20 protein-coding genes and 1 tRNA gene are annotated in these 26,099 nt (G+C 68.2%); 7 read left to right on the top strand and 14 right to left on the bottom strand.

Translation table 11 applies throughout. From position 1 onward, the window contains the following. Positions 1-5 precede the first annotated feature (5 nt). Positions 6-533, top strand: a complete 528-nt coding sequence (locus tag IAI54_RS16465) for a GNAT family N-acetyltransferase (RefSeq protein WP_187968232.1) — start codon at positions 6-8, stop codon at positions 531-533. Between the two features lie 118 nt (positions 534-651). On the opposite strand, the gene IAI54_RS16460 is transcribed toward IAI54_RS16465, so the two are convergent. Genes IAI54_RS16460 through IAI54_RS16415 form a run of 10 tightly spaced genes read right to left on the bottom strand, consistent with a single transcriptional unit; the run spans position 652 to position 13,329 of the window. Beyond that, a complete protein-coding gene (locus IAI54_RS16460; protein ID WP_187968231.1) occupies positions 652-2,229 on the bottom strand; it encodes a class I adenylate-forming enzyme family protein in 1,578 nt (525 codons plus the stop codon). Further along, positions 2,226-3,776, bottom strand: a complete 1,551-nt coding sequence (locus IAI54_RS16455) for an FAD-binding oxidoreductase (protein WP_187968230.1) — start codon at positions 3,774-3,776, stop codon at positions 2,226-2,228. The genes IAI54_RS16460 and IAI54_RS16455 overlap by 4 nt, the downstream gene beginning before the upstream one ends. Further along, the gene (locus IAI54_RS16450) at positions 3,773-5,410 is read right to left on the bottom strand and encodes an alpha/beta fold hydrolase (RefSeq protein WP_187968229.1); all 1,638 of its coding nucleotides are present in this window, start codon (positions 5,408-5,410) and stop codon (positions 3,773-3,775) included. Before IAI54_RS16450 ends, IAI54_RS16455 begins: the two co-directional genes overlap by 4 nt. Further along, complete coding sequence (locus IAI54_RS16445; protein WP_187968228.1) at positions 5,407-6,960, bottom strand: class I adenylate-forming enzyme family protein; 1,554 nt, start codon at positions 6,958-6,960, stop codon at positions 5,407-5,409. Before IAI54_RS16445 ends, IAI54_RS16450 begins: the two co-directional genes overlap by 4 nt. Positions 6,961-6,963: 3 nt before the next feature. Beyond that, positions 6,964-7,851: an amidohydrolase family protein gene (locus tag IAI54_RS16440; protein WP_187968227.1), complete on the bottom strand. Its 888-nt coding sequence runs from the start codon at positions 7,849-7,851 to the stop codon at positions 6,964-6,966. A gap of 28 nt (positions 7,852-7,879) precedes the next feature. After that, positions 7,880-8,833 carry an ABC transporter ATP-binding protein gene (locus IAI54_RS16435; protein WP_187968226.1) on the bottom strand — a complete coding sequence of 318 codons (954 nt, stop codon included), beginning with the start codon at positions 8,831-8,833 and terminating at the stop codon, positions 7,880-7,882. Further along, positions 8,830-9,804 (bottom strand): ABC transporter ATP-binding protein, encoded by a 975-nt coding sequence (locus IAI54_RS16430; RefSeq protein WP_187968225.1) that lies wholly within the window; start codon positions 9,802-9,804, stop codon positions 8,830-8,832. The genes IAI54_RS16435 and IAI54_RS16430 overlap by 4 nt, the downstream gene beginning before the upstream one ends. Continuing rightward, positions 9,801-10,670: an ABC transporter permease gene (locus tag IAI54_RS16425; RefSeq protein ID WP_187968224.1), complete on the bottom strand. Its 870-nt coding sequence runs from the start codon at positions 10,668-10,670 to the stop codon at positions 9,801-9,803. Before IAI54_RS16425 ends, IAI54_RS16430 begins: the two co-directional genes overlap by 4 nt. Before the next feature lie 3 nt (positions 10,671-10,673). After that, positions 10,674-11,705, bottom strand: a complete 1,032-nt coding sequence (locus IAI54_RS16420) for an ABC transporter permease (RefSeq protein ID WP_187968223.1) — start codon at positions 11,703-11,705, stop codon at positions 10,674-10,676. A 16-nt stretch (positions 11,706-11,721) separates the two neighbouring features. Beyond that, a complete protein-coding gene (locus IAI54_RS16415; RefSeq protein WP_187968222.1) occupies positions 11,722-13,329 on the bottom strand; it encodes an ABC transporter substrate-binding protein in 1,608 nt (535 codons plus the stop codon). 182 nt (positions 13,330-13,511) lie between these two features. Between IAI54_RS16415 and IAI54_RS16410 the strand changes: the two genes are divergently transcribed. From IAI54_RS16410 to IAI54_RS16385, 6 genes are all read left to right on the top strand, one after another. Then, positions 13,512-14,444, top strand: coding sequence for a LysR substrate-binding domain-containing protein (locus IAI54_RS16410; protein ID WP_187968221.1), 933 nt, complete (start codon positions 13,512-13,514; stop codon positions 14,442-14,444). Positions 14,445-14,884: 440 nt separating this feature from the next. After that, positions 14,885-16,294: an FAD-dependent oxidoreductase gene (locus IAI54_RS16405; protein ID WP_187968220.1), complete on the top strand. Its 1,410-nt coding sequence runs from the start codon at positions 14,885-14,887 to the stop codon at positions 16,292-16,294. A gap of 407 nt (positions 16,295-16,701) precedes the next feature. After that, positions 16,702-17,574, top strand: a complete 873-nt coding sequence (locus tag IAI54_RS16400) for a TRAP transporter substrate-binding protein (protein ID WP_187968219.1) — start codon at positions 16,702-16,704, stop codon at positions 17,572-17,574. Between the two features lie 13 nt (positions 17,575-17,587). Continuing rightward, positions 17,588-18,079, top strand: coding sequence for a TRAP transporter small permease (locus IAI54_RS16395; protein ID WP_235679415.1), 492 nt, complete (start codon positions 17,588-17,590; stop codon positions 18,077-18,079). After that, positions 18,076-19,356 carry a TRAP transporter large permease gene (locus IAI54_RS16390; RefSeq protein ID WP_187968217.1) on the top strand — a complete coding sequence of 427 codons (1,281 nt, stop codon included), beginning with the start codon at positions 18,076-18,078 and terminating at the stop codon, positions 19,354-19,356. The genes IAI54_RS16395 and IAI54_RS16390 overlap by 4 nt, the downstream gene beginning before the upstream one ends. Positions 19,357-19,363: 7 nt before the next feature. After that, the gene (locus tag IAI54_RS16385; protein WP_187968216.1) at positions 19,364-20,740 is read left to right on the top strand and encodes an MmgE/PrpD family protein; all 1,377 of its coding nucleotides are present in this window, start codon (positions 19,364-19,366) and stop codon (positions 20,738-20,740) included. A 175-nt stretch (positions 20,741-20,915) separates the two neighbouring features. Here IAI54_RS16385 and IAI54_RS16380 read toward each other — a convergent pair whose 3' ends face one another. The 4 genes from IAI54_RS16380 to cpdR all read right to left on the bottom strand — a co-directional run bounded on the left by IAI54_RS16380 (position 20,916) and on the right by cpdR (position 25,932). After that, positions 20,916-22,811 (bottom strand): hydantoinase B/oxoprolinase family protein, encoded by a 1,896-nt coding sequence (locus IAI54_RS16380; RefSeq protein ID WP_187968215.1) that lies wholly within the window; start codon positions 22,809-22,811, stop codon positions 20,916-20,918. A 17-nt stretch (positions 22,812-22,828) separates the two neighbouring features. Further along, the gene (locus tag IAI54_RS16375; protein ID WP_210321139.1) at positions 22,829-24,946 is read right to left on the bottom strand and encodes a hydantoinase/oxoprolinase family protein; all 2,118 of its coding nucleotides are present in this window, start codon (positions 24,944-24,946) and stop codon (positions 22,829-22,831) included. A 433-nt stretch (positions 24,947-25,379) separates the two neighbouring features. Continuing rightward, positions 25,380-25,454: transfer RNA gene (locus tag IAI54_RS16370), tRNA-Val, on the bottom strand. A 115-nt stretch (positions 25,455-25,569) separates the two neighbouring features. After that, entirely contained in the window at positions 25,570-25,932 is a 363-nt protein-coding gene (gene cpdR / locus IAI54_RS16365) for a cell cycle two-component system response regulator CpdR (protein WP_126701504.1), read from the bottom strand. Positions 25,933-26,099 lie beyond the last annotated feature (167 nt).

The following is a 26,099-nucleotide window of genomic DNA, read 5'->3' as shown; positions in this document are numbered from 1 at the left end:
GTGTCATGACCGCTGCATCCCCGTCGGCCATTGCCATCCGCGCTGCCGTCGCGTCGGACGCCGAGGCGATCCACGCGGCCCTGCACGGCATCGCTGAAGCGGTGGATGGGACGGGCCGCGTCCGCAGCACGGTCGAGGACATCCGTCGCCACGGCTTCGGCGCCGATCCCGCCTTCGAGGCGCTGGTGGCGGAAACGGAAGGCGCCGTCGTCGGCCTCTGCCTGTTCTTCCGCAGCTTCTCCACCTGGACAGGCAGGCCGGGCGCCTATGTCCAGGATCTCTACGTGGCGCCGGCACTCCGCGGCCGCGGCGTCGGCGAAGCCCTCCTGCGGCACCTGGCCGCCGAAGCGCAGCGCCGCGGCTGGGCCTATGTGCGGCTCTCGGTGGATGCCGGAAACGCAAATGCGCAGGCCTTCTACGATCGGATCGGCATGGAATGGTCGCAACAGGAACGCATCTTCACCGCCACCGGTGCCGCCTTCGTGGCCCTTGCAGGGGGCGCCGACGAGGAGATCGGCTCCGGGACGACCTGATCGCCGTAACCAGCAGCAGCCGGGCATCGGCGGTCGCCGCGACGGCGTGCCATCGAACTCGATGCGAAACGCTCCGGTCGAGCGGGTCCGAGTGCCGCGCGGCAGTCCGACCGCATCATCAAGCCGTCGCGGACGGTCCTTCGGAGCCCGCCGCCGCATCTGCCCCGCGGCCATACAGCCGGCGTAGCGCGACCTTGTCGACCTTTCCCGAGGCGAGGCGCGGCAGGTCGGTGGCGAACACGACGGATCGCGGCTTCTTGTAGCTGGCGATCCGGCTGCGGCAGTGCGCGATGATGGTCTCGGCCGACAGAGCGGGATCGCGGGCAACGACGATGGCGAGCACGATCTCCCCCCAATAGGCGTCCGGACAGCCGATCACCGCCACGTCCTCGACCATGGGATGGGAGGCGATGGCGGTCTCCACCTCGCGCGAATAGATGTTCTCGCCGCCGGAGATGATCATGTCCTTGGCGCGGTCGACGAGGTGGAGATAGCCGTCCTCGTCCAGCCGCCCCATGTCGCCGGTGTGGTACCAGCCGCCACGCAGCGCCGCCACGGTCGCCTCGCTGTCGTTCCAGTAGCCCTTCATGATGGTCGGCGCCCGCAGCTGCACCTCGCCGACTTCGCCGGCGGGGACGGGCCGGTCGGCCCTGTCGGCGATCCTGAGGACGACGCCGCGCGAGGCGCGGCCGACGGAGGCGAGGCGGCTGCGGTCCTGCGCGGTCGCGATGCGATGCTCGTGACGGTGCAGCGTCGTGGCGCTGCCCTCCGACATGCCGTAGAGCTGCAGGAAGACGTCGCCGAAGACCCGCAGGCCCTGCTCCAGATGCGGCACAGGCATCGGGGCGCCGGAATAGACGATGGTCTTCAGCGAACCGAAGTCCCGCGCGTCGACGCCCGGCACGTCGAGCAGCGCCTTGACCATGGTCGGGGCGAGATGGGTGATGGTGATCCGCTCGCGCTCGATGGTATCGAGGATGGCGCGCGGACTGAAATCCGCCTGGACGTGGACCTCCGCCGCCCGGAAATGCCCGCCGAGCTGCATGAAGCGGTGGCCGACGTGGAAGACCGGCATCATTAGCAGCAGGCGGTCGTCCGGCTGCATCTCGATCTCGGTGGCGAAGTAGTCGCAGACGGCGAGTTCGGTGCGATGCGAGCGCATCACGCCCTTCGGCGTGCCGGTGCTGCCGCTGGTGAAGATCAGGTGCAGGATGTCGTCAATGTCGGGAGAGGCGAGCGGCTGCGCCGGATCGGCGGTCGCGACGAAATCCTCGTAGGACACGGCCCAGGCCGCCGGCTCGCCGCCGATGGCGACGAACAGCTGCACGCCGCTGCCGACCAGCGTCTCGACCACCGGCTCGAAGGCCGTCTCGTAGAACAGGATGCGGGGCCGGGCGATGGAGACGATGCGCTGCACCTCCGGCGCGGCGAGGCGGAAGTTCACCGTGGCGACGATGTAGCCGGACAATTCCGCCCCGGCATAGACCTCCATGAAGGCGCGCGTGTTGCGCGACATCACCGCCACGCGGTCCTGTGGCGAAACGCCGGCCGCGGCGATGGCGCGGGCGACCTGTTCGGCGCGGGCGAGATGCCCGGCGAAGCTGACGCGGGTGTCGCCGAAGACGAAGGCCGTCTTGTCCGGATGCGCGGCGGCGTTGCGCCGCAGCACGTCGCCGACCGTCGACAGCTCCATCATCGGCGCTCCCAGCCCAGCGCGCCGGGGTTCAGGACGCAGTTCGGATCAACCACGTCCTTGATCGCGCGGGCAAGCCGCCGCGCCGGCTCCTCGGCCAGGGCCTCGTAGGGATAGTAGCGGCCGAGCTGCGCCATCATCGCGCCTTCCTGCAGGAGGATTTCGAGCAGGCCGCGGCGAATCTCGCGGGCGAGGGCCCGGGCCGGCGGGTTCTGCGGATTGCCGGCGAAACGCCCGACGATTTCGGGCTTCAGCGCGCTCGTGTGGACCAGTCGCAGGCTGTCCGGCCAGTAGATCATCGGCTCGACAAGGACGCTCGTGTCCTGTGCCGAGAACATCATCGAATGCGAGAGGCCTTCCGCCTCCATGCGCGGCCGAGCATCGGCGAAAAAGCGATCGATCGCGCGCGTCGCGCCGGCGATGCGGCCGAGCGGCAGGATGCCATGCACGGGCGCCCAGCGTTCGCCCTTCGGGCCGAGCATGCCGCGCACGGAGTAGGGACGCGACAGCATGGCCAGCGGGATGGTGGGCGGCATCGGCGCGGCATGCGACGGCACCGCCGCCACCGCCTCGGCGAGCATCGCGCGGGCGGTGGCCGGACTGCCCGCTTCCGCGGTGAGGTGGAGCCCCCAGGGCAGGTCGCTGCGGCCGACGCCCCGCAGCGCCAGGCGTACGGCGCGGCCGACGCCCTGCAGCAAGGACGAAGCGCCCGTCACCGTGCCGCGCAGCATCGAGATCGCTTCGCCGAGACTGGCTGCGGCGGCCTGGTCGCGCACGCTGCGGTTGGCGAGCCCCATCAGGGCCACGCTGGTGTCGCGCGCCTGGACGGCGGCCATGGCTTCGGCCAGCGACGTCGCGTCACCGAAGCCGAAGGAGGCGCATTCGTACGCCGCGGCGCGGGGCACCAGGCGCAGGGCGATCGCCGTCTTGACGGCCAGCGCGCCGCAATCGCCGATGAAGAGGCCGGTGAGATCGGGGCCGCTGGCGCGCAGCGCGCCGGGAGAGCCAGGGCGCGCCAGCGCGCCGGTGGTGACGAGGCTGCCGTCGGCCATCACGAGTTCGAGGCCGAGCACGTGATGCATGCCGGCCGGCATGTTCTGCGACACCGCGCCGCCGATCGTGGAGACCGCGCCCGAGATCGGCCCGGCGAGCGCCGGCTTCAGCCCGTATGGCTGCAGGGCGCCGTCGAGATCGAGCCACGTGGCGCCGGCCTCCACGACGACGAGCCGGTTCTCGGGGGACAGGTGGCGGATCCTGCGCAAGGCGCGAAGGTCGATCAGCGCGACCCGCTCGGCCTGCGGCTGGAAGCCCCGCGTGTAGGACATGCCGCTGCCACGCGGCGCGATCACCATGCTCCGGTCCGCCGCCCAGGCAACTGCCGCTTGCACGCCGTCGACGTCGACGGGCGACAGGACGACGTCGGCCGGTCGTTCGTCCGGCCATTCGAAGACGTCCATCGACAGGGCCGCGCGCTGCTCCGGCTCGATGCTGACCGAACCTGGCGAAAGCCGGGCCGCGATCCCGGCGACGTCGTCCTCGGAAAGGCTCATGCCGGCCTATCCGACAGCGTCGCGGCGATCACGGCGCCGAGGCTGGCGAAGCCGTCTGCCTCATGCCGGGCAATGCCGTCGACGCAGAGCCTGGCGAAGCGGTCCTGCGGCATGGCGAAGACGATCGTGTCGGCCCGCCGCTCCGCCAGCCTTTCGGCGAGAGGGTAGCGCCACAGCTGGGCGAGCGCAGGAGCGAGCATGGTCGGCTGCTTGAAGAGGTCGACGGCCTTCCTGTGCAGCAGGGCGGCGTCGAGACCGCTCACCGACGGCAGCGCGGCGGAGCGAACCCGATCGTAGAAGGGCGCCCAGAGACGTTCGTCGCGGACGAGGTTCCAAGCGACGGGGACATGGCGTCCATCGACATGCGGCGTCAGGTCGGCGGTGTAGCGATCGAGGAATTCGCTTCGGAGGGCAGGCGGCACCGCCGGCGGATCGACGAGGAAGGCGGTCGCGCCGGTGGCCGCCGCGATCTCCAGGGCGAGAGCCGCCGAGCCTTCCCAGCCCAGCACCGCGCGGAGGGGGCAGCCGAAGGCATCGAGGGCCTGCCGGATCCAGGCGGCGGACGTCACGATCGAGCCGGGGTCGCCGGTCTCGCTGTCGGCCTGACCGGGTGCCTCGATCGCGAGGACGGGCCACGAGCGTGCGATGTCGGAGAGGTCGTTCCCGATGCCGCCGATGCCGCCGGGCAGCGGCGCGACGACGACCAGCGGCAGCCGTCCGTCGGGCGTGCCGAAGACGCGGGCGTGGAGCGTGCCCTCGCCGCAGGGCAGCATGAAGCGGCCGCCCGGCTGCGCGTCTCGCCATGAAGGGGAGCCGGGTTCGGGACCGGCGGAGGCCGGGACCGTCTGCATGATCGCCACCTCGGCATGGGCGGCCTCGACCGTGTCGCGCGGCAGTTCGCGCTTGGGATGCAGCTCCGGGACAGTCGCGAAGGCGGCGTAGAGGCTGTCGCCCGGCCGTGCAGTCAGAATCACCGGCGCGCGCGTCTCCTGCAGCGCCGGGATGGAATCGTGCCGGAAGGCCGCCGCATAGGCGGTGCGATAGCCGTCGCCGGCCATCATGATCTGGGTGAAGCCGCGATGCAGGAAGTCGACGTCGGGGAGGTCGGTGTCGGCGCGATAGGCCGTCTCCTGGAGGTCCCAGGGCCAGAACACGTGCTGGTCGCGATAGCGCAGCCACCAGAAGGCGAGGTGGCTTCCGTCCCATTTCGGTTCGACGGGTACCAGATACTGGGTGAGGTAGCGCTCGCTCTCGCCCGGCGTGAACACCGGATAGCCGTCGCAGAGCGCGAGCGCCACGCGGCTCGGATGCCGGCGCGCGGTCTCGACCGCGATCGAGGCGCCGGTGTGCCGACCATAGAGGATGGCGCGGTCGAGGCCGAGCGCGTCCATGGTCTCGACGACCGCGTCGGCATAGTCGGCGACCTCGGGTTTCGGGTGGTCGAGCGGCGTCGACAGGCCGTAGCCCGGCGTGTCGATGGCGATGGCGTCGAAGTGCCGGCCGAACACTTCGAGCTGTTCGAGGAACATCGCGCCGGAGACCGGCGAGGCGTGCAGCAGGATGACCGCCGGGCCATGTCCGGTCCGGCGGTAGTGGACGTGGCGGTCTCCGACCCGCAGGTAGCCGCGTCTCATCCCGGCGTCCGTCCCTTCGCTTCGGCGATCAGCTGGTCGCGGAGCGTGCGATGCATGATCTTGCCGGTGCCGTTCTTCGGCAGTTCGGAGACGAAGCGGATTTCCTTCGGCAGCTTGTAGCGGGCGAGTCGCTTTTCGCAGAAGGCGCGCAGCTCCTCCAGGCTCGGCCGGGACACGCCGGGGCGGGGCACGACGAAGCCGATCACGGCCTCGCCCCAGTAGTCGTCCGGCTTGCCGACGATCGCCACCTCGGCGACGGCGGGATGGCCGTAGAGCACGTCCTCGATCTCGCGCGGGAAGATGTTTTGCCCGCCGGAGATGATCGTGTTGGTCTCGCGGTCGACGATGTAGAGGAAGTTGTCCTCGTCGAGGAAGCCGAGGTCGCCGACGCTGACCCATCCGTCGCGCACGGCCGCCTCCGTCGCCTCCGGCCGGTTCCAGTAGCCGGAGAAGAGCCAGCTGTTGCGGATCGCCACGCGGCCCGGCTTGCCGTTCTCGACCGGCTGCCAGTCGGCATCGACGATGCGGATTTCGGCGCCGGGATTGGCCTGGCCGACCGAGGAGATCTTGCGCATGTGCTCCTCGGGGCGGATCGTCGTGGCGCCGCCCGTCTCCGTCGCGCCGTAGCTGTCGAAGAGGATGCCCTCGCCGAAATAGTCGATGATCCGCTCCTTCGTCGCGTGCGGCAGGGCGGCGGCGTTGGAGTTGATGACCTTCAGCGACGAGGTGTCGGCACGGCGCAGCACGCTCTCGTCGAGCTTGAACAGGCCGTGGAAGTGGGTCGGCACCGTGAACATGTTGTTGATCCGGTCGGCCTCCAGCCAGTGCAGCAGCTCCTCCGGATCGTATTTGCGCATGATGCGGCAGTCGCCGCCGAACCAGATCGGCACGAGCGCGGCGATGAAGCCGGCGCCGTTGAAGAAGGGCGTGAAGGCGAGCGTCCGGCAGGTCGTGTTGTAGCCGCCCTGGAAGGCGCCAAGCACCATGGTCATGTGGTCGACGCGGGAGCGGTGGGAGAGGAGGACGCCCTTCGGCTTGCCGGTGGTGCCCGAGGTGTAGGGGATGCAGAAGATGTCGCCCGAATCCACCGGAACCGTTGGCTCCGCACTCGACGCCTTCGCCAGCAGCGCCTCGTAGCGCGCGTCCAGCACGATGATCACCGGCGCGTGCTCGAACTCGGCTTCGCGGATCACGTCCTCGTAGTCGGGATCGACGAAGATCACTCGCGCCCGGCTGTCATTGGCGATGTAGGCGGCCTCGAAGCGGGTCGAGAACGGGCTGATCATCGCCGTGGCGCAGCCGGCATCGGCGATGCCGAGCGTGATCTCGATGAATTGCGGCCGGTTTCCGCACATCATCGCGACATGGTCGCCCGGCCGCAGGCCGAGCCCGTCGCGGGCGAGGTTGGCGACGCGGTTGATGCGGTCGACCACCGTGGCATAGGTCATCGGGTCGAAGTCGCCGCGCAGCGCGACCTTGCGCGGCGTCCGGACCGCCGAGATGCGGACGCCGGAGCTGATCGTCTTCGGACGGTAGGTGCTGGTCGACATGGACTACTCCGCCGCGATGGCTGCGTCTTCGCGCCAGCCCGGCAGCTTGAACAGCCGCAGCGCATTGTCGCGCATGATCCTGCGGTGGGATTCGGGACGGAAGCCGAGATCGGCCACCTGCCTGACGGCCTCCTCCGGGTCGATCACGGGCCAGTCGGTGCCGAAGAGGAATTTGTGGCTGCCATAGGTGTTGGCGTAGTGGACCATCTGCGGCGGCCAGTAGCGCGGCGCGTAGGCGTCGCCACCGATGTAGACGTTCGGATGCTTCCAGGCCATCGAGATCATCTCGTCCGTCCATGGCACGCCGAGATGGATGCCGATGAGGACCAGTTCGGGAAAATCGATCGCCACCTGGTCGAGGCAGATCGGGCGGCCGACCGACGGCAGGCGGCGGTCCTTCTGGTAGATCAGATTGTGACCGACCTGCATCATGATGGGGATGTCGAGTTCGGCGCAGCGCGCGTAATAGGGGTAATACTGCGCGGCGTCGGGCGCGAGGCCGAACCAGTGCGGATAGAGATGCGCACCGACGAAGCCGTAGTCCTTGACGGCCCTGTCGAGCTCGCGCAGCCCGGCGATGCCACGCATCGGGTCGATGCCGGCGAGGCCCGAGAAGCGGTCGGGGTGGGCCTGGCAGATCTCGTGCACGCGCTCGTAGGTGATCTCCATCGAGCCGCGGATGCGCAGGTCGCCGCAGCGCACCGCCACGAGCAGCGATCGCTCGATGCCGGCATTGTCCATCTTGCGCAGATAGTCCTCGATCTCCACGCCGCGGCGCAGTTCGGACGAGTGGCGGACCTGGTCGTGGAACCGGTCGTCGGTGGGGTTGCGGTTCTCGGCGATCTCGCGTGGCGTCAGCACGTTCACGACGATATCGATATGGCCGGTCATGGATATTCCTTTCTGGAGATCGCCCGGGTCAGGTCTTGATGCAGGCGACCGCGTGATCGTCCTCTGCCCGGGCGGTGAGGGGGATGGCCTTTGTCGTGCAGGCGGTTTCGGCGATCGGGCAGCGCGCGGCGAAACCGCAGCCCGGCGGCAGCCTGAGCGGGCTCGGCGGTTCGCCGAGGATCGGCAGGCGCTCCCGGGCGACACGCGGGTCGGCCGACAGCTGTGCCGAGAGAAGGGTGCGCGTGTAGGGATGCAGCGGCGCACGGAAGATCGCCTCGCGGCTGCCCGTCTCGACGATCCGGCCGAGATACATGACGCAGACGCGGTCGCAGATCGCATGCACCGTATCGAGGTCGTGGCTGATGAACAGCATGGCCATGCCGTGCTCCTCCTTCAGCGAGGACAGCAGCGACAGGATCTCGGCCCGCACCGACAGGTCGAGCGAGCTGGTCGGCTCGTCGAGGACCAGCAGCTTCGGTTTCGTCGCGATGGCGCGGGCAATCGAGGCGCGCTGCAACTGGCCGCCCGAGGCCTGGTTCACGTGGCGTTCGAGCAGCACCTCCGACAGCGCGACGCGGCGGGCGAGCGCGCGCACTTCCTTCTTTCTGTCGTCCTTCGACAGGGTGGTGTGCAGCTTCAGCGGCTCCTCGATCAGTGCGCCGATCTTCATGCGCGGGTTGAGCGAGGCATAGGGGCTCTGGAACACCATCTGCACCGCCGGCCGCAGCCGGCGCATGCGCCCCTCGCGCCAGGTGGTGACGTCGTGGCCGTCGAACACGACGGAGCCCGACGTCGCCTGCTCGAGGCGCAGGATCAGCCGACCGAGCGTCGTCTTGCCGGACCCGCTCTCGCCGACCAGGCCGACGGATTCGCCCGGCGCGATCGAGAGGCTGACGCCGTTGAGCGCGTGGACCGTGCGGCCGCCGCCGCGGAAGTGCTTGACGGCGTCGCGGACGCTGAGAAGGGACGCGGTCGTGGTCATGCGAAGTGGCACCGTGTCTCGACCTGCCCGCTCGGGCTCGGCTTCGCCGGGGGCTCCGTCGCGCAGACGGGCTGCACCCTGGGGCAGCGTGGCGCGAACAGGCATCCCGTCGGAAGGTCGTAGAGATTGGGCGGGGTCGACGGCGGCAGCGCGCGCCGCCCGTTCGCCGCGGCGTCGAGATCGGCCGCCGCGAGCAGGGCGGCCGTGTACGGGTGGCGCGGTGCGACGAAGACTTCCTCCACCGGCCCATGCTCGACGACGACGCCCGAATACATCACCGCGACATGCTCGCAATACTGCGCGACGACGCCGAGATCGTGGGTGACGATGATGGCGCCGCGGTCGGTGCCTTTGACGAGGTCGCGGATCAGGTCGAGGATCTGCGCCTGCACGGTCACGTCGAGGCCGGTCGTCGGCTCGTCGGCGATGAGCAGGACCGGATCGTTGATCAGCGCCATGGCGATGACCACGCGCTGCGCCATGCCGCCGGAGAGTTCGTGGGGCCAGGCCTTCATGCGGTCCTGCGGGCTCGGCACCCCGACCCGCTTCAGCATGTCGATCGCGCGGTCCCGGGCGTCGGCCCGCGAGAGGTCGCGGTGCGCGCGCTGCAGCCGGACGAGCTGGTCGCCGACCCGCACGCGGGGATCGAGGCTGGTCACCGGCGACTGCACGACGAGGCCGATGGTGGCGCCGCGATGGCGATTGAGCTCGTCTTCCGACATCGTGTCGAGACGCTGGCCCATCAGCTCGACCTCGCCCGCGACGCGCTCGGCCGGGCGCTTCAGCGTGCCGAGGATCGTCTGTACGGTCAGCGATTTTCCCGCTCCGGTCTCGCCGACGACGCCGAGGATGCGCCCGGCTGGAAGGGTGAGGTCGACGCCGTTGAGGGCCCGCGCGATGCGGATCTCGTTGACCGCGTTGCGCGAGACGAAGTGGGTGCGCAGGCCCCGGACTTTCAGGATGTCGGTCATTTCTTGACGTCCAGGCGCGGGTCGGTGAGCTCCTGAAGGCCGTCGCCCATCAGGTTGAAGCCGAAGACGGCGATGACCAGCGCGATGCCCGGGAACATCGCCACCCAGTGCTGGCCGCTGATGATGTATTCCGCGCCCTGGCGGATCAGCGCGCCCCATTCCGGCTCCGGCGCCTGGATGCCGACGCCCACGAAGGCGAGCGTCGCCGAGACGCGGAGCGCCCAGGCCATGCGCAGCGGCAGCAGGGCCGCCGCGCCCTTGATGGTGTTCGGCAGGAGATGGACGAACAGGATGCGCCAGGTCGGGTTGCCGGTGACGACGGCGGAGGCGACGAAGTCGCTGCGCCGGATCGAAATGACCTCCGAGCGGACCACGCGGGCGAAGATCGGCGCGTCGATCAGCCCGATGACGACGACCACGTTGATCAGCGACTGCCCGGTGGCCGAGACGACGGCGAGCGCCAGGATGATCGAGGGGAAGGCGCGCAGCACGTCGAGCATGCGCGTCAGCACCTCGTCGACCACGCCGCCGTAATAGCCGGCGATCAGCCCGAGCGGCACCCCGACCGCCACCATGACGAAGGCGGACGGCAGGGCGATGGCGATGGCGTAACGCGCGCCGTAGAGGACGCGGGTGAAGACGTCCATGCCGTTGCCGTCGGTGCCGAACCAGTGGGCGGCGGACGGCGCCTGGAGAATGGCATTGGGCAGGACCTGCGTCGGTCCGTAGGGACTGACGAAGCCGCAGAGGAGCGCGGTGAGGACGAGCAGCGCCACCAGCGCGCTGCCGACGACGAAGCTCGACGAGCGCCGCCAAAGCCGCGCCAGCCGGTCGCCCGCCCTGATCTCGGAGATCGCGATGGCCATCGGTCAGCTCCTCGTCCGCGGCTCGAGCCAGAGCACGAGAAGGTCGATCACCAGGAAGACGCCGATCGAGAACAGCGCAATGACCGCGACATAGCCCTGGACGGCCGCGAAATCGCCCGAGAGGATCGCGTTGAGGCCCCATTGTCCGAAGCCGCCCCAGGCGAAGATGAGCTCGAGCAGCGAGACCGCCGCCAGCGTGCCGGTCAGTTCGGAGCCGGCGAGCGTCAGGATCGGCGCCAGGCTGTTGCGGACGACGATCTGGCGGACGATGCGCGGCGGCAGTCCGCAGGAACGGGCATAGGACACGTAGTCGCTGTTGATGACGTCCAGCGCGATGACGCGCGAATGCTTGAGAATGGGGGCAGCGATGATGATCGCGAGGATGGTCACGGGCAGCGCGAGATGGTGCAGCGCGTCGAGAACGACCTCCCAGTCGCCCGCCAGAGCGCCGTCGATCAGGACGCTGCCGGTCACCGGCATCGGCGGGAAAGAGGCCATGCCGATGCGTCCCATCGGAGCGGCGGCGATGCCGAACACGGAATAGAACAGGAAGATCGCCATCAATCCGATCCAGTAGGTCGGTACCGAGAAGCCGAGAAGCGAGAGGAAGCGAGCGGAGTGGTCGAACCGCGAGCCGTAACGGAAGGCCGAGGCGATGCCGAGCGAGGCACCGGCGAAGCCGCCGATGACGAAGGCCGGCAGCAGCAGTTCCATCGTCGCCACCAGCCTCGGCCGGATCTCGTCGATCACCGGGCGCCCGGAAATCCAGGACAGGCCGAAATCGCCCTGCATCAGATTGCCGACATAGATGAAGAACTGCTCGTAGAGCGGCCGGTCCAGTCCGAGGTTGCTGCGGATGCGTTCCAGCATCGCCGCGTCCGCGAAGGGTCCTGCCAGCATCAGCGAGGCGTCCCGGGTGCCGATCCGGATGAGCAGGAAGGTGACGAGCACCACCCCCAGCAGCATCGGTATGGCGACCAGCAGTCGCGCGAGGATGGCCCGCGCGACTGCGAGGATGACCGAGTTGGATCTCACGTCGGAACCGGCCTGCTTATTCGGCGCAGCTCAGATAGCGCCACATGACGCGGTTGTGCGGCTGCCACAGGTTGCCCTTGATGCAGGGTGCGGAGACGAACCAGGTGCCGGGATAGTAGGTCGGGATGACGGGGGCGTCCTCGGCCACCATCTGCTGCGCCTGAGCGACCAGATCGAGCCACCTGGCATCGTCCTTCTCGACGAGAGCGTCGTCGACGAGCTTGTCGAATTCCGGCTTCTCGTAGGCGGTGTTGTTGCCGACGCCGCTCGAATAGACCTGCAGCGAGAAGGAGTAGGTCGGGTCGAGCGCGAAGGCGTTTGCCGAATGGAGGAAGAAGGGCGAACTCCGCTCGGTGGCGTTGCGCCGCGCGGCCATCTCGGCATTCGGCAGCTTCTTCAGGTCGACGCGGAAATTGCTCTTCTGCAGCTGGTCGGCGACCTGGATCGCAAGCGCCTCTTCCCACCACCAGGCTGCCGCATATTCGAGCGTGATGTCGACGCCGTCCTTGAAGCCGGCCTCGGCGAGCAGGGCCTTGGCCTTCTCCGGATCGTGGTCGTACTGGTAGGCCTCGACGTAGCCGGTGTTGGCCGGCGACAGGATCGAGCGCGCGCGCACGCCCTTGCCGCGGAAGACGTTCTGGTTGAGCGCCTCGTAGTCGAGCGCCCAGGCGACGGCCTGGCGCACCAGCTTGTTGTCGAAGGGCGGCTTCGTCACGTTGATGCGCAGCGACGCCGACGCCGTTCCAGGCACGGAGGTCACCTTTGTGCGCTTGTCGTCGATCAGGTTGACGATCTGGTCGAGCGGCACTTCCTCGGCGATCGCCACGTCGCCGCCCTGCAGCAGCGCGACGCGGTTGGCCGGCGCCGGGACCTCGCGGTACATGACGCGCTTGTAGTAGGGCTTCTCGAAGGGATAGTTGGGGTTCACCTCGAACATCGCGGCTTCGCCGGGGCGCAGCTGCGTCAGATGATAGGCGCCGAAGCCCGCCGTGTTCTGCTTCAGCCACGCCAGGGCGTTGGGGTCTTCCGCCGTGGCGTGCTTCAGCGCCTCGGTCGTGTCGATGATGTGCGGCGTGTAGAGCGCCAGGATCTGCAGGAACATGCGGCGCGGCGCCGACAGCGTGAACTTGACGTGGCTGTCGTCGATGGCCTCGACATTGGTCACTGCGGCCGTCCTGCGCAGGAATCCGCCGGTCTGCTTGCGCTCGGCGGCGAGGTTCCACGACCAGACGACGTCCTGCGCCCGCAGCTTGTTCCCATAGGGGCTGACGACATCGGAGCGCAACTTGAATACGTATTCGGTCTGAGCCTCGTTGGAGGTCCAGCTCTCGGCGAGGAGAGGCTTGATGTCGGTGGGGTTGATGATCCTCTCGCCGTCCGGCCCTTCGGTGTAGCCGTACTGGACGAGACCTTCGTAGACGTTGACCATCGTCTCGATCGTGCCCGGCGTCCAGACGTCCGGATCAAGACTCGTCGGTGCAGAAACGCCAGCAATCACAAGGTTCTGTGCGATTGCGGCGGTGGTCGTCCACAGGGCGGCCGCGGCGATGGCGACAGCGGCGATGGAGCCGCGCAGCGCGGCGAGAGTTCCGTTGCGTACGGTAAGGGTGGTTCCCTGCTGCATCCTGTTCCCCTTCGATGCGGTGAGAGATGCCCAGCGGTCGTTCCGATCTCTGCATAGGCGTTCACATGACAGCTTCCGCGCGCTGCGGGCGGCTTGCAAGCCAGAAATAGTTAGCCTACGGTTTAGCTGGACTAAGCCTCAGGGAGAGCGCTACGCGGATACCCGGCATACGCCCATTGCACGTGTTCGAAGCGTGCGGCCGCCATCGCAGCTTCGCCAAGGCGGCGCTCGAACTCGCCATCACGCCCGGCGCCGTCAGCCAGCAGATCAAGTCGCTCGAGGAGGAACTCGGGATCGAACTGTTCCGACGCAAGGCGCGCGGCGTGGAACTGACCGCCGAGGGCGAGCGCTACTTCATCGACGTCCGACGCTCGTTCGACCTGCTCGGCGATGCCACGCGCCGCATCATGCGCGCCGAGAGCCCCTCGGAGATCACGATCAGCATCGAGAGTTCGCTCGCCCAGAACTGGCTCATTCCGCGGCTTCCGGATTTCTTCCGGCGCCATCCGCAGATCGTCCTGCACGTGGCCGCGCGGCCGCTCCCGCGCAACGAGGCGACCCGCTTCAGCGACATCGCCATCGCCTATGGCTGGAGAAGCTATGTGGGTCTGAAGGTGGTCGAGCTGATGACCGAGCAGATCCTGCCGGTCTGCTCGCCGGAACTGCTGGCCCGGGTGGGCCCGTTCGACGGGCCCGGCTGGTTCCGGCGCGTGGTGCTGATCCACGACCATACGTTCGGCAGCCATGGGCTGATGCCGGACTGGCAGGGCTGGCTCGAGACGGTCGGCTATCTCGACCTTCCCACGGAATCCGGCGTCAGCTTCGCCTCGTCCGCGCTGTGCCTCGCCTTCGCCGCCGCCGGCGGCGGCGTGGCGCTTGGCAGAAGCCGGCTGGTGGAGCCGCTGCTCGCGGAGGGAAAGCTGGTCAGCCCGACCGGCATGGCGACGCCGTCGCCGTCGCCGTACTTCCTCGTCGGCAGCGGCGTGCTCGTCGATACGCCCGCCGTCCGCGCCCTGGTGAAATGGCTCTTCGAGGCCGCGGGATCCGCGGTTCCGGCCGAGGCCGGTGCAGCTTCGACGGAAGCTTCCCGGGAGTCTGACCGGGCAAGGCGTTGACGCCGAAGGCTGCGCCGGCCAAGCGCTGGCCGTCGATCGTTCGGATCGAGAAGGCACGGGCGATCCGAACCCGATCCGCGACCGGGTTCGACCATGCGACACCGACTGGCGCGACCCTCCGCCCTCGCGTGATGCGGGAATCTCCGTGGCGTCCCGTCGGTGTCCCGTCTCACGACATTCTTCCGGGGCGCAATCCTGAATTCGCATTCAAGCAGAAGAAGCGGACTGCGCCCGTCCGGGGTGCCGCACTCCTGTCTTCACGCAAATAGTCCGCTTACGACCGTTTATCCTCTCGGCGGGAGTGCGCTGGCGCGGGCTTGACAGACGAGCGCCTTCGGAAAAGTATGCATTCGCATTCAAAAAATGCCTTTCCCTGCCTGGCCGCCGGAGCCGGCGGGAGGGCTGCCCACACCCTGATGTTGTATCCCGAGGACCACCGAATGACGCTCGCGCACACCCCGACCGATGGCTTCGACCTCGAGGTGCCGGTGGTCGTCGTCGGAGCCGGAGCGGCGGGGCTCACGGCGGCGCTTGCCGCGCGCGACGGGGGTGCGGACGTGCTGCTGCTCGAGCGCGACGAGAACCCGCGCGGGAGCACCAGCATGTCGCAGGGTTATGCCTGCGCCGCCGGTACGCGGATGCAGAAGGAATGTGGCATCGAGGACGACGGCGACCGCTTCTATGCCGACATCATGGCGCGCACGAAGGGAAAGGCGGATCCGCGCATCGCCCGCACGGTGGCGGACCATTCCGGTGCCGCGATCGACTGGCTCGTGGAGGCGCACGACATCCCGTTCCGGATGAACATCGCCTGGGCCGGCTTCTTCGGACACTCGGTCAATCGCATGCACGGCATGCCTTCGCGCACCGGCGAGGAACTGCACGGCGCGCTGACGCGGGCGGCCGCGAGTGCCGGGGTGGACCTCGTGACCGGGGCCCATGTCGACCAGGTCTATGCCGATGCCGACGGCCGCGTCACCGGGGTCCGTACGCGCCGCACGGACGGCGGCGTGGAAACGATCGGCTGCCGGGCGCTGGTGCTCACCACCTGCGGCTTCGGGGCCAACCGCAAGATGGTGGAGACGTTCATCTCCTCCTTCGGATCCGCCCCCTACTACCGCTATTTCGGCCACGAAGGGAACGAGGGCGAGGGCATTCAGTGGGGCCTGGAACTCGGTGCCGCCGTCGGCTGCATGGATTCGTTCCAGGGCTACGGCGCGCTGGCCGAGCCCTACGGCATCATCGTCAATTACGAGACGGTGATGCATGGCGGCATCACCGTCAACATCGAGGGAAAGCGCTTCTCCAACGAGGTCGCAGACATTTCCGGGCAGGCGCTGAACGTGCTGCGTCAACCGCAGGGCCTGGGCTGGATCGTCTTCGACGATGCGCGGCGCGCGCTCGTCGAGGAGCTTCCAGAGTTTCGGGATCTGGTGTCGCTCGGCGCCCTGCGAACGGCGCAGACGCCTGCCGAACTGGCTGCCTTGATGGGCATTCCCGCGGACGCCTTCCTGCGGACGCTGGCGGACGTCGAGTCCATGGCCGCCGGCCGTGCGCCTTGTCCCTTCGGACGCGACTTCACGGCCAAGGCGCCGCTTTCCGGCCGATTGCACGCCATACGCACGACCGGCGCCCTGTTCCACACCCAGGGCGGGCTGATGGTCGACGAGGGCGCCCAGGTGCTTCGCCCGGACGGGACACTGCTGCCCAACCTCTTCGCCGGCGGCGGCGCCGCCTGCAGCATTTCCGGCAACGGCGTCGATGGCTACCTGCCCGCAGCGGGGCTCGGGACGGCGATAACGCTGGGCCGTCTGGCCGGCGCCTCGGCGGCGCGGCTGGCCGGACTCTGATCATCCCGATCCGCCTGCGTCGAGCGGTGTTGCGCTCGCGGGCGTGACGCTGCCGCCGTGGCTGGAGGCTTTGCCTCCCGGCCCTTCTCCGGCCGTCGTCGTCCCGCAAATCTCCGCGACCTTAGCGGACGCAGCGGGGCGACGCTGCATTCACCGAGAGCGGCGCCCTACGAATCAGTCTTGACAACGCCAGGTCCCGATCAAATACTGCATACGTATTCAACAAGTCGCGTCAGGCTAGGGAACCGCCGGCGCGAGCCGAGGAGCTATATGTGATGCGTCGTCTGAAGAGCATCGCGTGTGCATTTGCATGCGCTTTCATCGTGTCTTCCGTGGCCGGTCTCGCGCATGCCGACGAGCTGCGGTTGGGGTCTGGCTTCGGTGATGGTCATTCCGCGACGCGGGCGATGCGCGACGTGTTCGCGCCCAAGGTCGAAGAACTGACCGGGGGGCGCCACACCGTGTCGGTGTTCGCCAACAGCGAACTCGGCCGGGCGCCGGAAATGGTGAACCAGGCGCAGAGCGGCATCAATTTCGGCGTCTACGTGTCGTCGGCCTTCTACAATTCCCAGGTTCCGGAGATCGGCGTGACCAACATGCCGTTCATCTTCGCGGACCGCGAGACGGCGTTCAAGGTGTTCGACGGTTCCTTCGGCGATAAGCTGAAGCCGCTCTTCGAGGCCAAGGGCCTCACCGTCCTGGGCTTCATGGAGCTCGGTTTCCGCAACATCACCAACTCGGTGCGCCCGATCAGCAAGCCCGAGGACCTGAAGGGGCTGAAGATCCGTCTGCAGAACAATCCGGTCCACATCGCGACCTTCAACCTGCTCGGTGCGAGCCCCACCTCCATCGACGCGAGCGAGATGTTTGCGGCGCTGAGCCAGGGCGTCGTCGATGCGCAGGAGAACCCCTACGCGGTCATCAACAGCTTCCGCCTCTACGACGCCAAGCAGAAATACGTCACCGACACCGGGCACTTCTTCGACGTGATCGTCTTCGCCGTCAGCAAGTCGGCCCTCGACGCCATGAGCGAGGAGGACCGCAAGGCCATCATCGAGGCGGGCCGGCTGGCGACGCTCGAACAGCGCAAGTTCGCGGCCTCCGACGAGGCATCGAATCTGGAGACCGTGCTGTCGCACGGTGTCGAGCTGACCAGGCTCACGCCCGAGCAGCGCGAGGCGTTCCGGACGACGACCGCGCCCGTGCTCGACCAGGTGAAGACCCAGCTCGGTGCCCCTCTGGTCGAGGAGTTCCTCGCCGCCGTCGACGCCGCGAAGTAGTCCATTGGACAAGGTGGTTCAATCGATCGACCGCCTCCTCATGGCGGCGGTCTCCGTCCTGATGGCGGTCATCGTCCTGGTGGTCGCCTGCGACGTGGTCGGCCGCTACGGTTTCGGTCGGTCCCTCCTGTTTTCCAACGAGCTCAGCCGGCTGAGCTTCGTCTGGATGACCTTCCTCGTCATGCCGCTCGGCGTCTCGCGCGGCATGCATGTGGCGATCACCAGCCTCCGCGATGGCGTACCGAGCACGCTGCGGCCGGCGCTGGTCCGCTTGGCGGCGGCGGCCGTGATCGCGCTCATGGTCGTCGTGTTCGCAGGGGCGTGGGTCAGCATCCGCGGCCGGTCGTCCGAGATGCTGAACACCCTGCCGCTGTCGGCGGCCTGGTTCTACTATCCGCTGGCCATCGGATCGGCCTGGTCGATCGTTCATCTCCTGATCCAGTTCGCGCGTGGGCTCACGGTCGAGCGTGCCTTCCAGGACGAAACCCCGACGGCGATGCCATGAGCCTGATCGTCGCCGTCATCTTCTTCGTGGCCTGCCTGCTCGGCATTCCGCTCGCCTTCGCCTTCGGCGTGGCAGGGATGGCCGGCCTGTGGCTCAGCCGCCTGCCGATCGAACTCGTCGCCTCGAAGATGATGTTCTCCATCGATTCCTTCCCGCTTCTGGCCATTCCCTTCTTCATGCTGGCCGGCGAGCTGATGGTGCGGGGCGGCATCGTGCGCGTCGCGGTCGCCTTCGCCAACACGCTCGTCGGGCGGTTGCCCGGCGGCCTCGGTCACGTCACCGTCGCGTCCGGCATGGGCCTGGCGTCCGTGTCCGGCGCGGCCGTGGCCGACGCCGCGGCCCTCGGATCGGCGCTGATGAAGCCGCTCGGCCAGGCCTATGGCCGGCCATTCGGCGCGGCGCTGATCGCGGCGACGGGCAATCTCGGACCGATCCTGCCGCCGTCGACGGCGATGATCGTCTACGCCACCATCGCCGGGCCCAGCCTGTCGCTGCCGGCGCTCTTCATCGGCGGCGTGCTGCCGGCCGTCCTGATCGCGCTGCTGATGAGCGCCTACATCTACCTCGCCGCGCGGCGGCGGGGCTTTCCGATGACCGGAGAGCCGATCCGCCTGTCGATCGTGGCACGAACCGGCCTGCGATCGCTGCCGGTGATCATGCTGCCGGTCCTCGTGATCGGCGGCATCATGGGTGGCGCCTTCACCGCGACGGAGGGCGGCGCCATCGCGGTGGTGCTGTCGGCGCTGCTCGGCCTGTTCTACACACGCGAGCTGAAGCTCTCGGACTTCCCCCAGGCGCTGCTGCATGCGGGCCTGACGACGGGCGTCGTCACCGTCATCATCGCCTTCGCCTCGACCGTCACCTTCATCCTGTCGATCGACCACGTGCCGCAGACGCTGCGGCTCATCCTGCAGGGGATGACGGAGGACCCGACGATGTTCCTGCTGCTCGTCTTCCTGATGCTGGTGGTCGTCGGCATGTTCATGGAATCGACCGCGGCCTATGTCATGCTGGTTCCGATCTTCGCGCCGATGGCCCTGGTCTACGGCATCGAGCCGCTGCAGTTCGCGCTGGTGTTCATCCTCACGCTGATCGTGGGCATGCTGACGCCCCCCGTCGGCGCGCTGCTGTTCCTGATGGCGGGGATGACCGGGCTCAAGGTCGGCGAGATCGTGCGGGAGGTCTGGCCCTACATCGCCATCCAGTTCGGCGTGACGCTGGCGGTGATCTTCTTCCCCGACCTGTTCCTCTTCCTGCCGCGCCTCGCCGGCTACTGAACCCGCCATGACCGATCCGTTTCCGCGTCTCGTCGACCACGTCTGCCGCCTGCGCCACGACATGCTTCCGGCCTCCACGGTGGAGCGCATGAAGGTCTTCATCCTCGACACGCTGGGCGTCGGCGCGGCCGGCGCCAACGGCACCAACCTCGCGGCCATGAACGCGCTGGTCGAAAGCTGGGGGAGGGGAGACGACGCGCGAGTCTGGGGCTCGCAGGCGCGCCTGCCGGCGCCCTCGGCGGCCTTCGTCAACGCCTATCGCATCCACTCGCTGGAGTTCGACTGCCTGCACGAGCGTGCCGTGCTGCACCCGATGGCGGCGATCCTCGCGGCCGTCCTCGCCTATGGCGACCGCCGGGCATCGCAGGGCCGTCCGGTGAGCGGCCGCGCCATGATCGCCGCCTGCGTGGCGGGCGTCGACGTCGCGACCTTCCTCGGCTTCGCCGCACGCGGCCCGGTGCGTTTCTTCCGCCCGTCAACCGCCGGCGGTTTCGGCGCCGCGGCGGCGATCGCCAGCCTCGCCGGCTACGACGCCGAGACGACGGCGAACACGCTGGGCATCCAGTATTCGCAGACCTCGGGCACCATGCAGGCGCATGTCGAGGGATCGCCGTGCCTCGGCCTGCAGGTCGGCTTCGCGTCGCGTGCGGGCATCGTCAGCGCCGATCTTGCGGCCGCGGGCTTCACCGGTCCTCGCGACATCCTCACCGGCCGGCACGGCTACTTCCGCCTCTTCGAGGCCGACCGCTTCGAAATCGACGGCGAGATCGACCGCATCGGCCGCGAGTTCCAGATCGAGGAGATGGCGCACAAGCCTTTCCCGAGCGGGCGGCTGACCCATGGCGCCGTGCATGCGCTGATGCTGCTGCAGGAACGGCTCGGCTTCGCCGCGGAGGACGTCCGCGCCTTCGAGTGCTTCGTGCCGTCGCTGGTGGCGCGGCTGGTCGGGCGGCCGGACGTGCCGAACTCCGAGCCGAACTACGCCAAGCTCTGCATCCCCTTCGTCGCGGCGACCTTCCTCAGGCGCGGTGCGGTCGACGTCGACGGCTTCCTCGGGCGCGCGACGCTCGACGATCCGGCGACGCATGCCATCGCCGCGCGCGTCACCGTCGTGGAGGACGACAATCCCGATCCGAATGCGATGACGCCGCAGCGCTTCCGGCTGACGCTCGCCGACGGGTCGGTGCACGACCTGGTGCTGGAGCACGTGCTCGGCCATCCGAAGGCGGCGCTGAGCCGCGCGCAGCATCTGGCCAAGTTCCGCGCCGCCTGGCGGTCGGGCGGCCTGGCGGCGGATACCGGCGATCGGCTCGTCGCCCTCGTGGACGGGCTCGAGACCGTCTCCGACATTTCAGAACTGAGCGGGATGCTGGCGCGGGGCTGAACCGCGTGCGGGATCGGACGAAGTTCTATGCCGCCCGGCGCCCGGGAGGTATAACGGCGGATGCCCGCGACCGGCTCGTCGCCCGGTGGGCGGGCGCGGCGCCGTCTCCGACGTTTCCGGAAAGAAGCGGATGCCGGCGCGGGGCTGAACCCCGCGCCAGGCTTATTCCTGCGTCCTACTCCGCCGCCATCAGGCGGGGGCGATTGCGGAACACCGGCGCGCGGGGCGCGTCGAAGCCCGTCTCGGCCTTGCAGCGCGCCTTCAGCTCCTCGATCGAGGTGAAGCCGCGGTCGAACAGGCCTGCCGGCTTCGGCCGCGCCTTCATCTCGGCCCGCAGCGCCTGCGTCGCCGCCGCGTCCACCTTGCCGTCGGCGATCACGACGCCGTAGCGGCGCGCGCCTTCCACCGTCACCTGGCCGCGCTTCACGTCGAGCAGCACCAGTTCGGCCTCGCGATCGGTGGGGTCGCCCCAGCCGCCGCCGCCCCAGGTGTTGAAGTAGAGGATGTCGCCCGGATTGACCTCGATGCGGTCGCACTTGGACGGGATGTTCTCCTCGGTGCCGTCGGTCCGCACGAGGCGCTTGGTCGAGCGCAGGCCCGGCTGGCCGCCGTTGACGCCCCAGGGATAGGTCAGCCAGCGGTCGTCGTGGATCGAGATCTCGCCGCGCTCGGTCATCTCGTAGGCGATGACGATGCCGTTGCCGCCGCGGTGCAGACCGGCACCGCCGCTGTCGGGGATCGTCGAGTACTCACGGATGCGCAGCGGGAAATAGGCCTCGAGGAACTCGTTGGGCACGTTGGTGAAGGCCGGCCACATCGAGTGTCCGTCCGGACCGTCGCCGGCGGGACGGCCGGGCACGCCGCCGAAGCCGATCTGGAAGAGCTGGTACCACTCGCCGTTCTCGTCGAAGCCCGAATACATGAAGTGCGGGCTGTCGGAGAAGCCGGCCGCGTTGAGCGCGTCGGGCGCGCCCTGGCCGAGCAGGCCGCCCATCAGGTCGAAGATGCGGCCGAGCATGTGGGTGCGGCAGGACAGCGCCGCCGGCTTCTTCGGCTTCAGGATGCAGCCTTCGGGGATGTGCACGTTCACCAGATCGTAGAACCCGTCGTTGAACAGGATCTGCGGATCGAACAGGTTGATCGTGAAGGCGCCGAAGAACATCTTGAACATCTCCTCGTTGAGGAGGAAGTTGATCGACGAGAAGCTCTGCGGATCGCTGGCCGAGAAGTCGAAATAGGCGATCTCGCCCTCGCGGTGCAGCGAACAGGCGATCTTGTAGGGGCCGTTGCCCATGCCGTCGTCGTCGATCCAGTCCTCGAAATAGGCCTTCTTGCCGTCCTTGGCCTCGGGGATGATCATCTGGATGATGGCGCTCATGGCCGCGCGGTTGCGGTCGAGCATGTCCCACATGGCCGAGATGTATTCGTCGACGCCGAAGCGGTCGATGTTCTCGCGCACGCGACGCTCGGCGAGCCGGAGCGCGGCGATGATGGCGAAGAAGTCCGACTTGTTCCACTCCGGCATGCGCGTGTTGTGCAGCATGATGTTGAGGATCTCGGACTGCAGCTGCGCCTTGCGGTAGATCTTGGTCGGCGGGATGATCATCCCTTCCTCGTAGATCATCTTGGCGTCGGTCGGCAGCGAACCCGGCACCTTGCCGCCCACGTCGGTCATGTGGCCGAACATCGCCGCCCAGCTGACCAGCCGGCCGTCGTGGAAGATCGGCATCATCATCAGCCAGTCGTTGAGGTGGCTGACGGCCCCGCCGCAGCTGTAGGGGTCGTTGGTGATGAAGATGTCGCCGTCCTCGATCGTGCCCTGATAGCCGGCGATGAAGCCGTAGAGGAACGAGCCGAACTGGCCGACGACCATCTTGCCTTCGTGGTTGGCGATCATCGGGAAGGCATCGTGCTGCTCGCGGATGCCCGGCGACATGGCGGTGCGGAAGAGCACCGCGTCCATCTCGTTGCGGGCATTGCGCAGGGCGTTCTCGACGATGTCGAGCGTGATCGGGTCGACCGCGACGCGGTTGAAGGGAGCCGTGTTGGCCTGAACGATACGTGCTGGCATGGTTTGTTCCTCCCTCGTTACTGCGCGTTCTTGTGGTCGGCCGGCCAGATCAGGATGTTGCCGACGTCGTCGATCACCCCGACATGGTCGGGCAGGATGACGGTGGTCGAATCCATCTCGACGATGATGGCCGGCCCGGCGACCCGGTTGCCGGGCCTGAGCTTGCCGCGCTGGTAGATGTGGCCGTCGCGCCAGGCGCCGTCGGCGTAGATGCGGGTCTCCTGGATGCGGGCGGACGACGAGTCCGGCCCGTCCTTGCTGGTCTCGGGGTTGACGAAGCTCTTCTCCGCGCCCTGGACCACGGCGCGCAGGCCGACCAGTTCGTGCTCGGCGTCGAGCGCGAAGGTGAAGAGCTGCTCGTGCTCGGCGTCGAAGCGCCGGGTCACCCCGGCAAGGCCCTCGGCGGCGAACTCGTCCGGCCGGACGTCGACCGTCAGCTTCATCCCCTGACCCTTGTAGCGGATGTCGATCTGGTAGACGACGTGCTGTTCCTCCGCGGACACGCCCTCCGCGGTCAGTTCCTGTCCGGCGGACGCCGCCAGATCCGTCAGGCGGGTGCCGATCTCGGCGTCGGTCACGTCGCGCACCAGCGTCACATAGGTCTGGCTGGCCTCGTTGCGCAGGCGCGTGGTGGCGTCGCCATAGGCGCACAGCACGCCCGGCCCGGGCGGGATGACCGCCGGCCAGGACTTGATGATCCGGGCGAGCGCGTTGGCGTGGAGCGGCCCGGCGCCGCCGAAACCGATCAGGGCGAAGTCGCGCGGGTCGTAGCCCTGCTCGACCGAGACGAGACGCAGCGCACCGACCATGTTCTCGTTGACGATACGCACGATGCCTTCGGCCGCGTCCTCGATCGACTTGCCGAGCACGTCGGCGATGGTGGCGACGGCCTTGACGGCGAGGTCGCGGCTGATCTCCATGTCGCCGCCGAGCTTGGCGTCGGAGGGGAGATAGCCCAGCACGACGTTGGCGTCGGTGACGGTCGGCAATTCACCACCCTTCTGGTAGGCGGCGGGGCCGGGAACGGCGCCGGCCGACTGCGGGCCGACGCGCAGCGCCTTGGTGAGCGCGGGGATATAGGCGATCGAGCCGCCGCCGGCGCCCACCGTCCGGACGTCGATCGACGGCGCGCGCACGGTCACGTCGCCGACGCGGGTCTCGCGACGGGTGCGGGCGACCGAGTTCTGGATCAGCGCGACGTCGGTCGACGTGCCGCCCATGTCGAAGGTCAGCAGGTTCTCGAGCTTGCCCTGCTTGGCGATCCAGAGCGCGCCGGCCACGCCGCCGGCCGGACCCGACATCAGCAGGTTGACCGGCTGGTCCATGGCGCCCTGCGCCGACGACAGGCCACCGTCGGAGCGCAGGATGCGCAGGTTGACGTCGGCCCCCATGCGGCGCTGGATCTCGTTCTGCAGGTTGGAGACGTATTTGGAGACCACCGGGCGGACGTAGGAGTTCACCACCGTCGTCTCGGCGCGCTCGTATTCGTACATCTCGGGCATCACGGCCGCCGAGGTGGAGACCGGAATGTGCGGCGCGATCTCGCGCGCGATCTCGGCGATTCGGCGCTCGTGCACGTCGTTGACGTAGCTGTTGAACAGCGCGATCGTCAGCGCCTGGATGCCGGAGGACAGCAGCACCTCGAGGTCGCGGCGGATGGCGGCCTCGTCGAGCGGCACCAGCACGTTGCCGCGCGCGTCGAGACGCTCGTTCGCCTCGATCGTGTGTTCGAGGGGGGCGAGCGGCGGACGCTTGTTCCAGATCACCCAGCCGCCCAGGCCGCCCGGCACGTAGGAGCGGGCGATCTGAAGGATGTCGCGGTAGCCCTTGGTGGTCACGAGGCCGACCAGCGCGCCCGACGAGGTCAGCACCGTGTTGGTGGCGACGGTCGTTCCATGCATCACCTCGGTGATGTCGTGCGGGTCGATGCCGGCGATGCGGCAGATCTTCTCGATACCGTTGAGCACGCCCACCGAACTGTCCTGCGGCGTCGACGGCACCTTGGCCATGAAGGTCCTGCCGTTCTTCTCGTCGAGAAGGAGCAGATCCGTGAAGGTTCCGCCCACGTCCACCCCCAGGCGCAGCCTCCCGCCTCCCGGCTTCGGCTTGCTGGTCGTCGATTCCGCTGCGGCCACTGTCGTCCTCCTCTGCGCGCGCGCCAGCCGGCCGCTCGGCCGGTCGTGGCGACAATCATCATGACAAATTCCTCAAGGGCAACCTAATTGTATGGACAAGCGCCCGCAAGGGGATTCGTGTGGGGGGCCGGGCCGGATCCTCATGAGCGGGAGCGGCCGCAAGCGACGTGAAGACAGGCGCATTTCCGGCGATGTGGGGACCGCATGTGTCGTGCTTGACCGAGCGATCGCGGTCCGCGGATACCTGAACCAGTGTACCGAGACGGAGAGAGCGCCGTCGCATTCCCAGCGGAAAGCCGGGTGGTGCGGCAAAGAGCAATGAACGCTGTCCGCGGACAAAACGATGCCCGCCCCATGGGTTCGAGCGCCGCGTGCAATGACGCGGGCAAGACCGATAAATGGAGAGATTTTCAGCAGTAAGCCGAGAAACTGATGGTGGGCGTGACAGGGATTGAACCTGTGACCCCTACGATGTCAACGTAGTGCTCTCCCGCTGAGCTACACGCCCATCAGCGACGCGCATACACCACACAAACCTCGGGGGCGTCAATGGCAAAAGCGGCGTCTTTTTCGTTTCCGCTGCGGCAGGCCGCGGGGCGGCCGGCCAAGCGTCGCCGGAGGCCTCAGGCCGCCTGCAGCATCTTCTCCACCTCGTGCACGAGATCGCGCAGGTGGAAGGGCTTGGAGAGGACCTTGGCGTCCTTCGGAGCCTTCGAATCGGGGTTGAGGGCCACGGCCGCGAAACCGGTGATGAACATCACCTTGAGGTCCGGGTCGATCTCCGTGGCGCGGCGGGCGAGTTCGATCCCGTCCATCTCCGGCATCACGATATCGGTGAGCAGCAGCGAGAAGGGCTCCTCGCGAAGGCGCTCGTAGGCGCTGGCGCCGTTGTCGAAATCGCTGACGTCGTATCCCGCCCGTTCCAGCGCCTTGACGAGAAAGCGGCGCATGTCGTCGTCGTCTTCAGCAAGAAGGATTCTCGCCATGTCTCCCGTTCCGAATCATCGCTGCCTGCCGGGCGCGGCGCAGCCCGGATCACGCCGGATATATGAGGGAGAGGGGGTAAACATCAAGTGAATTCGGGTCTCCGGCGCCAGTGCGGGCGGGCTTTGCGGCGATGGCGCGCACTGGACAGGGGGCGGGCGCGGTGGCA

The sequence above is a fragment of the Aquibium microcysteis genome, from assembly GCF_014495845.1.
Lineage (GTDB): Bacteria > Pseudomonadota > Alphaproteobacteria > Rhizobiales > Rhizobiaceae > Aquibium > Aquibium microcysteis.
The sequence above is the reverse complement of the archived record's forward strand: the minus strand, read 5'-3'. Positions and strand labels throughout refer to the sequence as shown.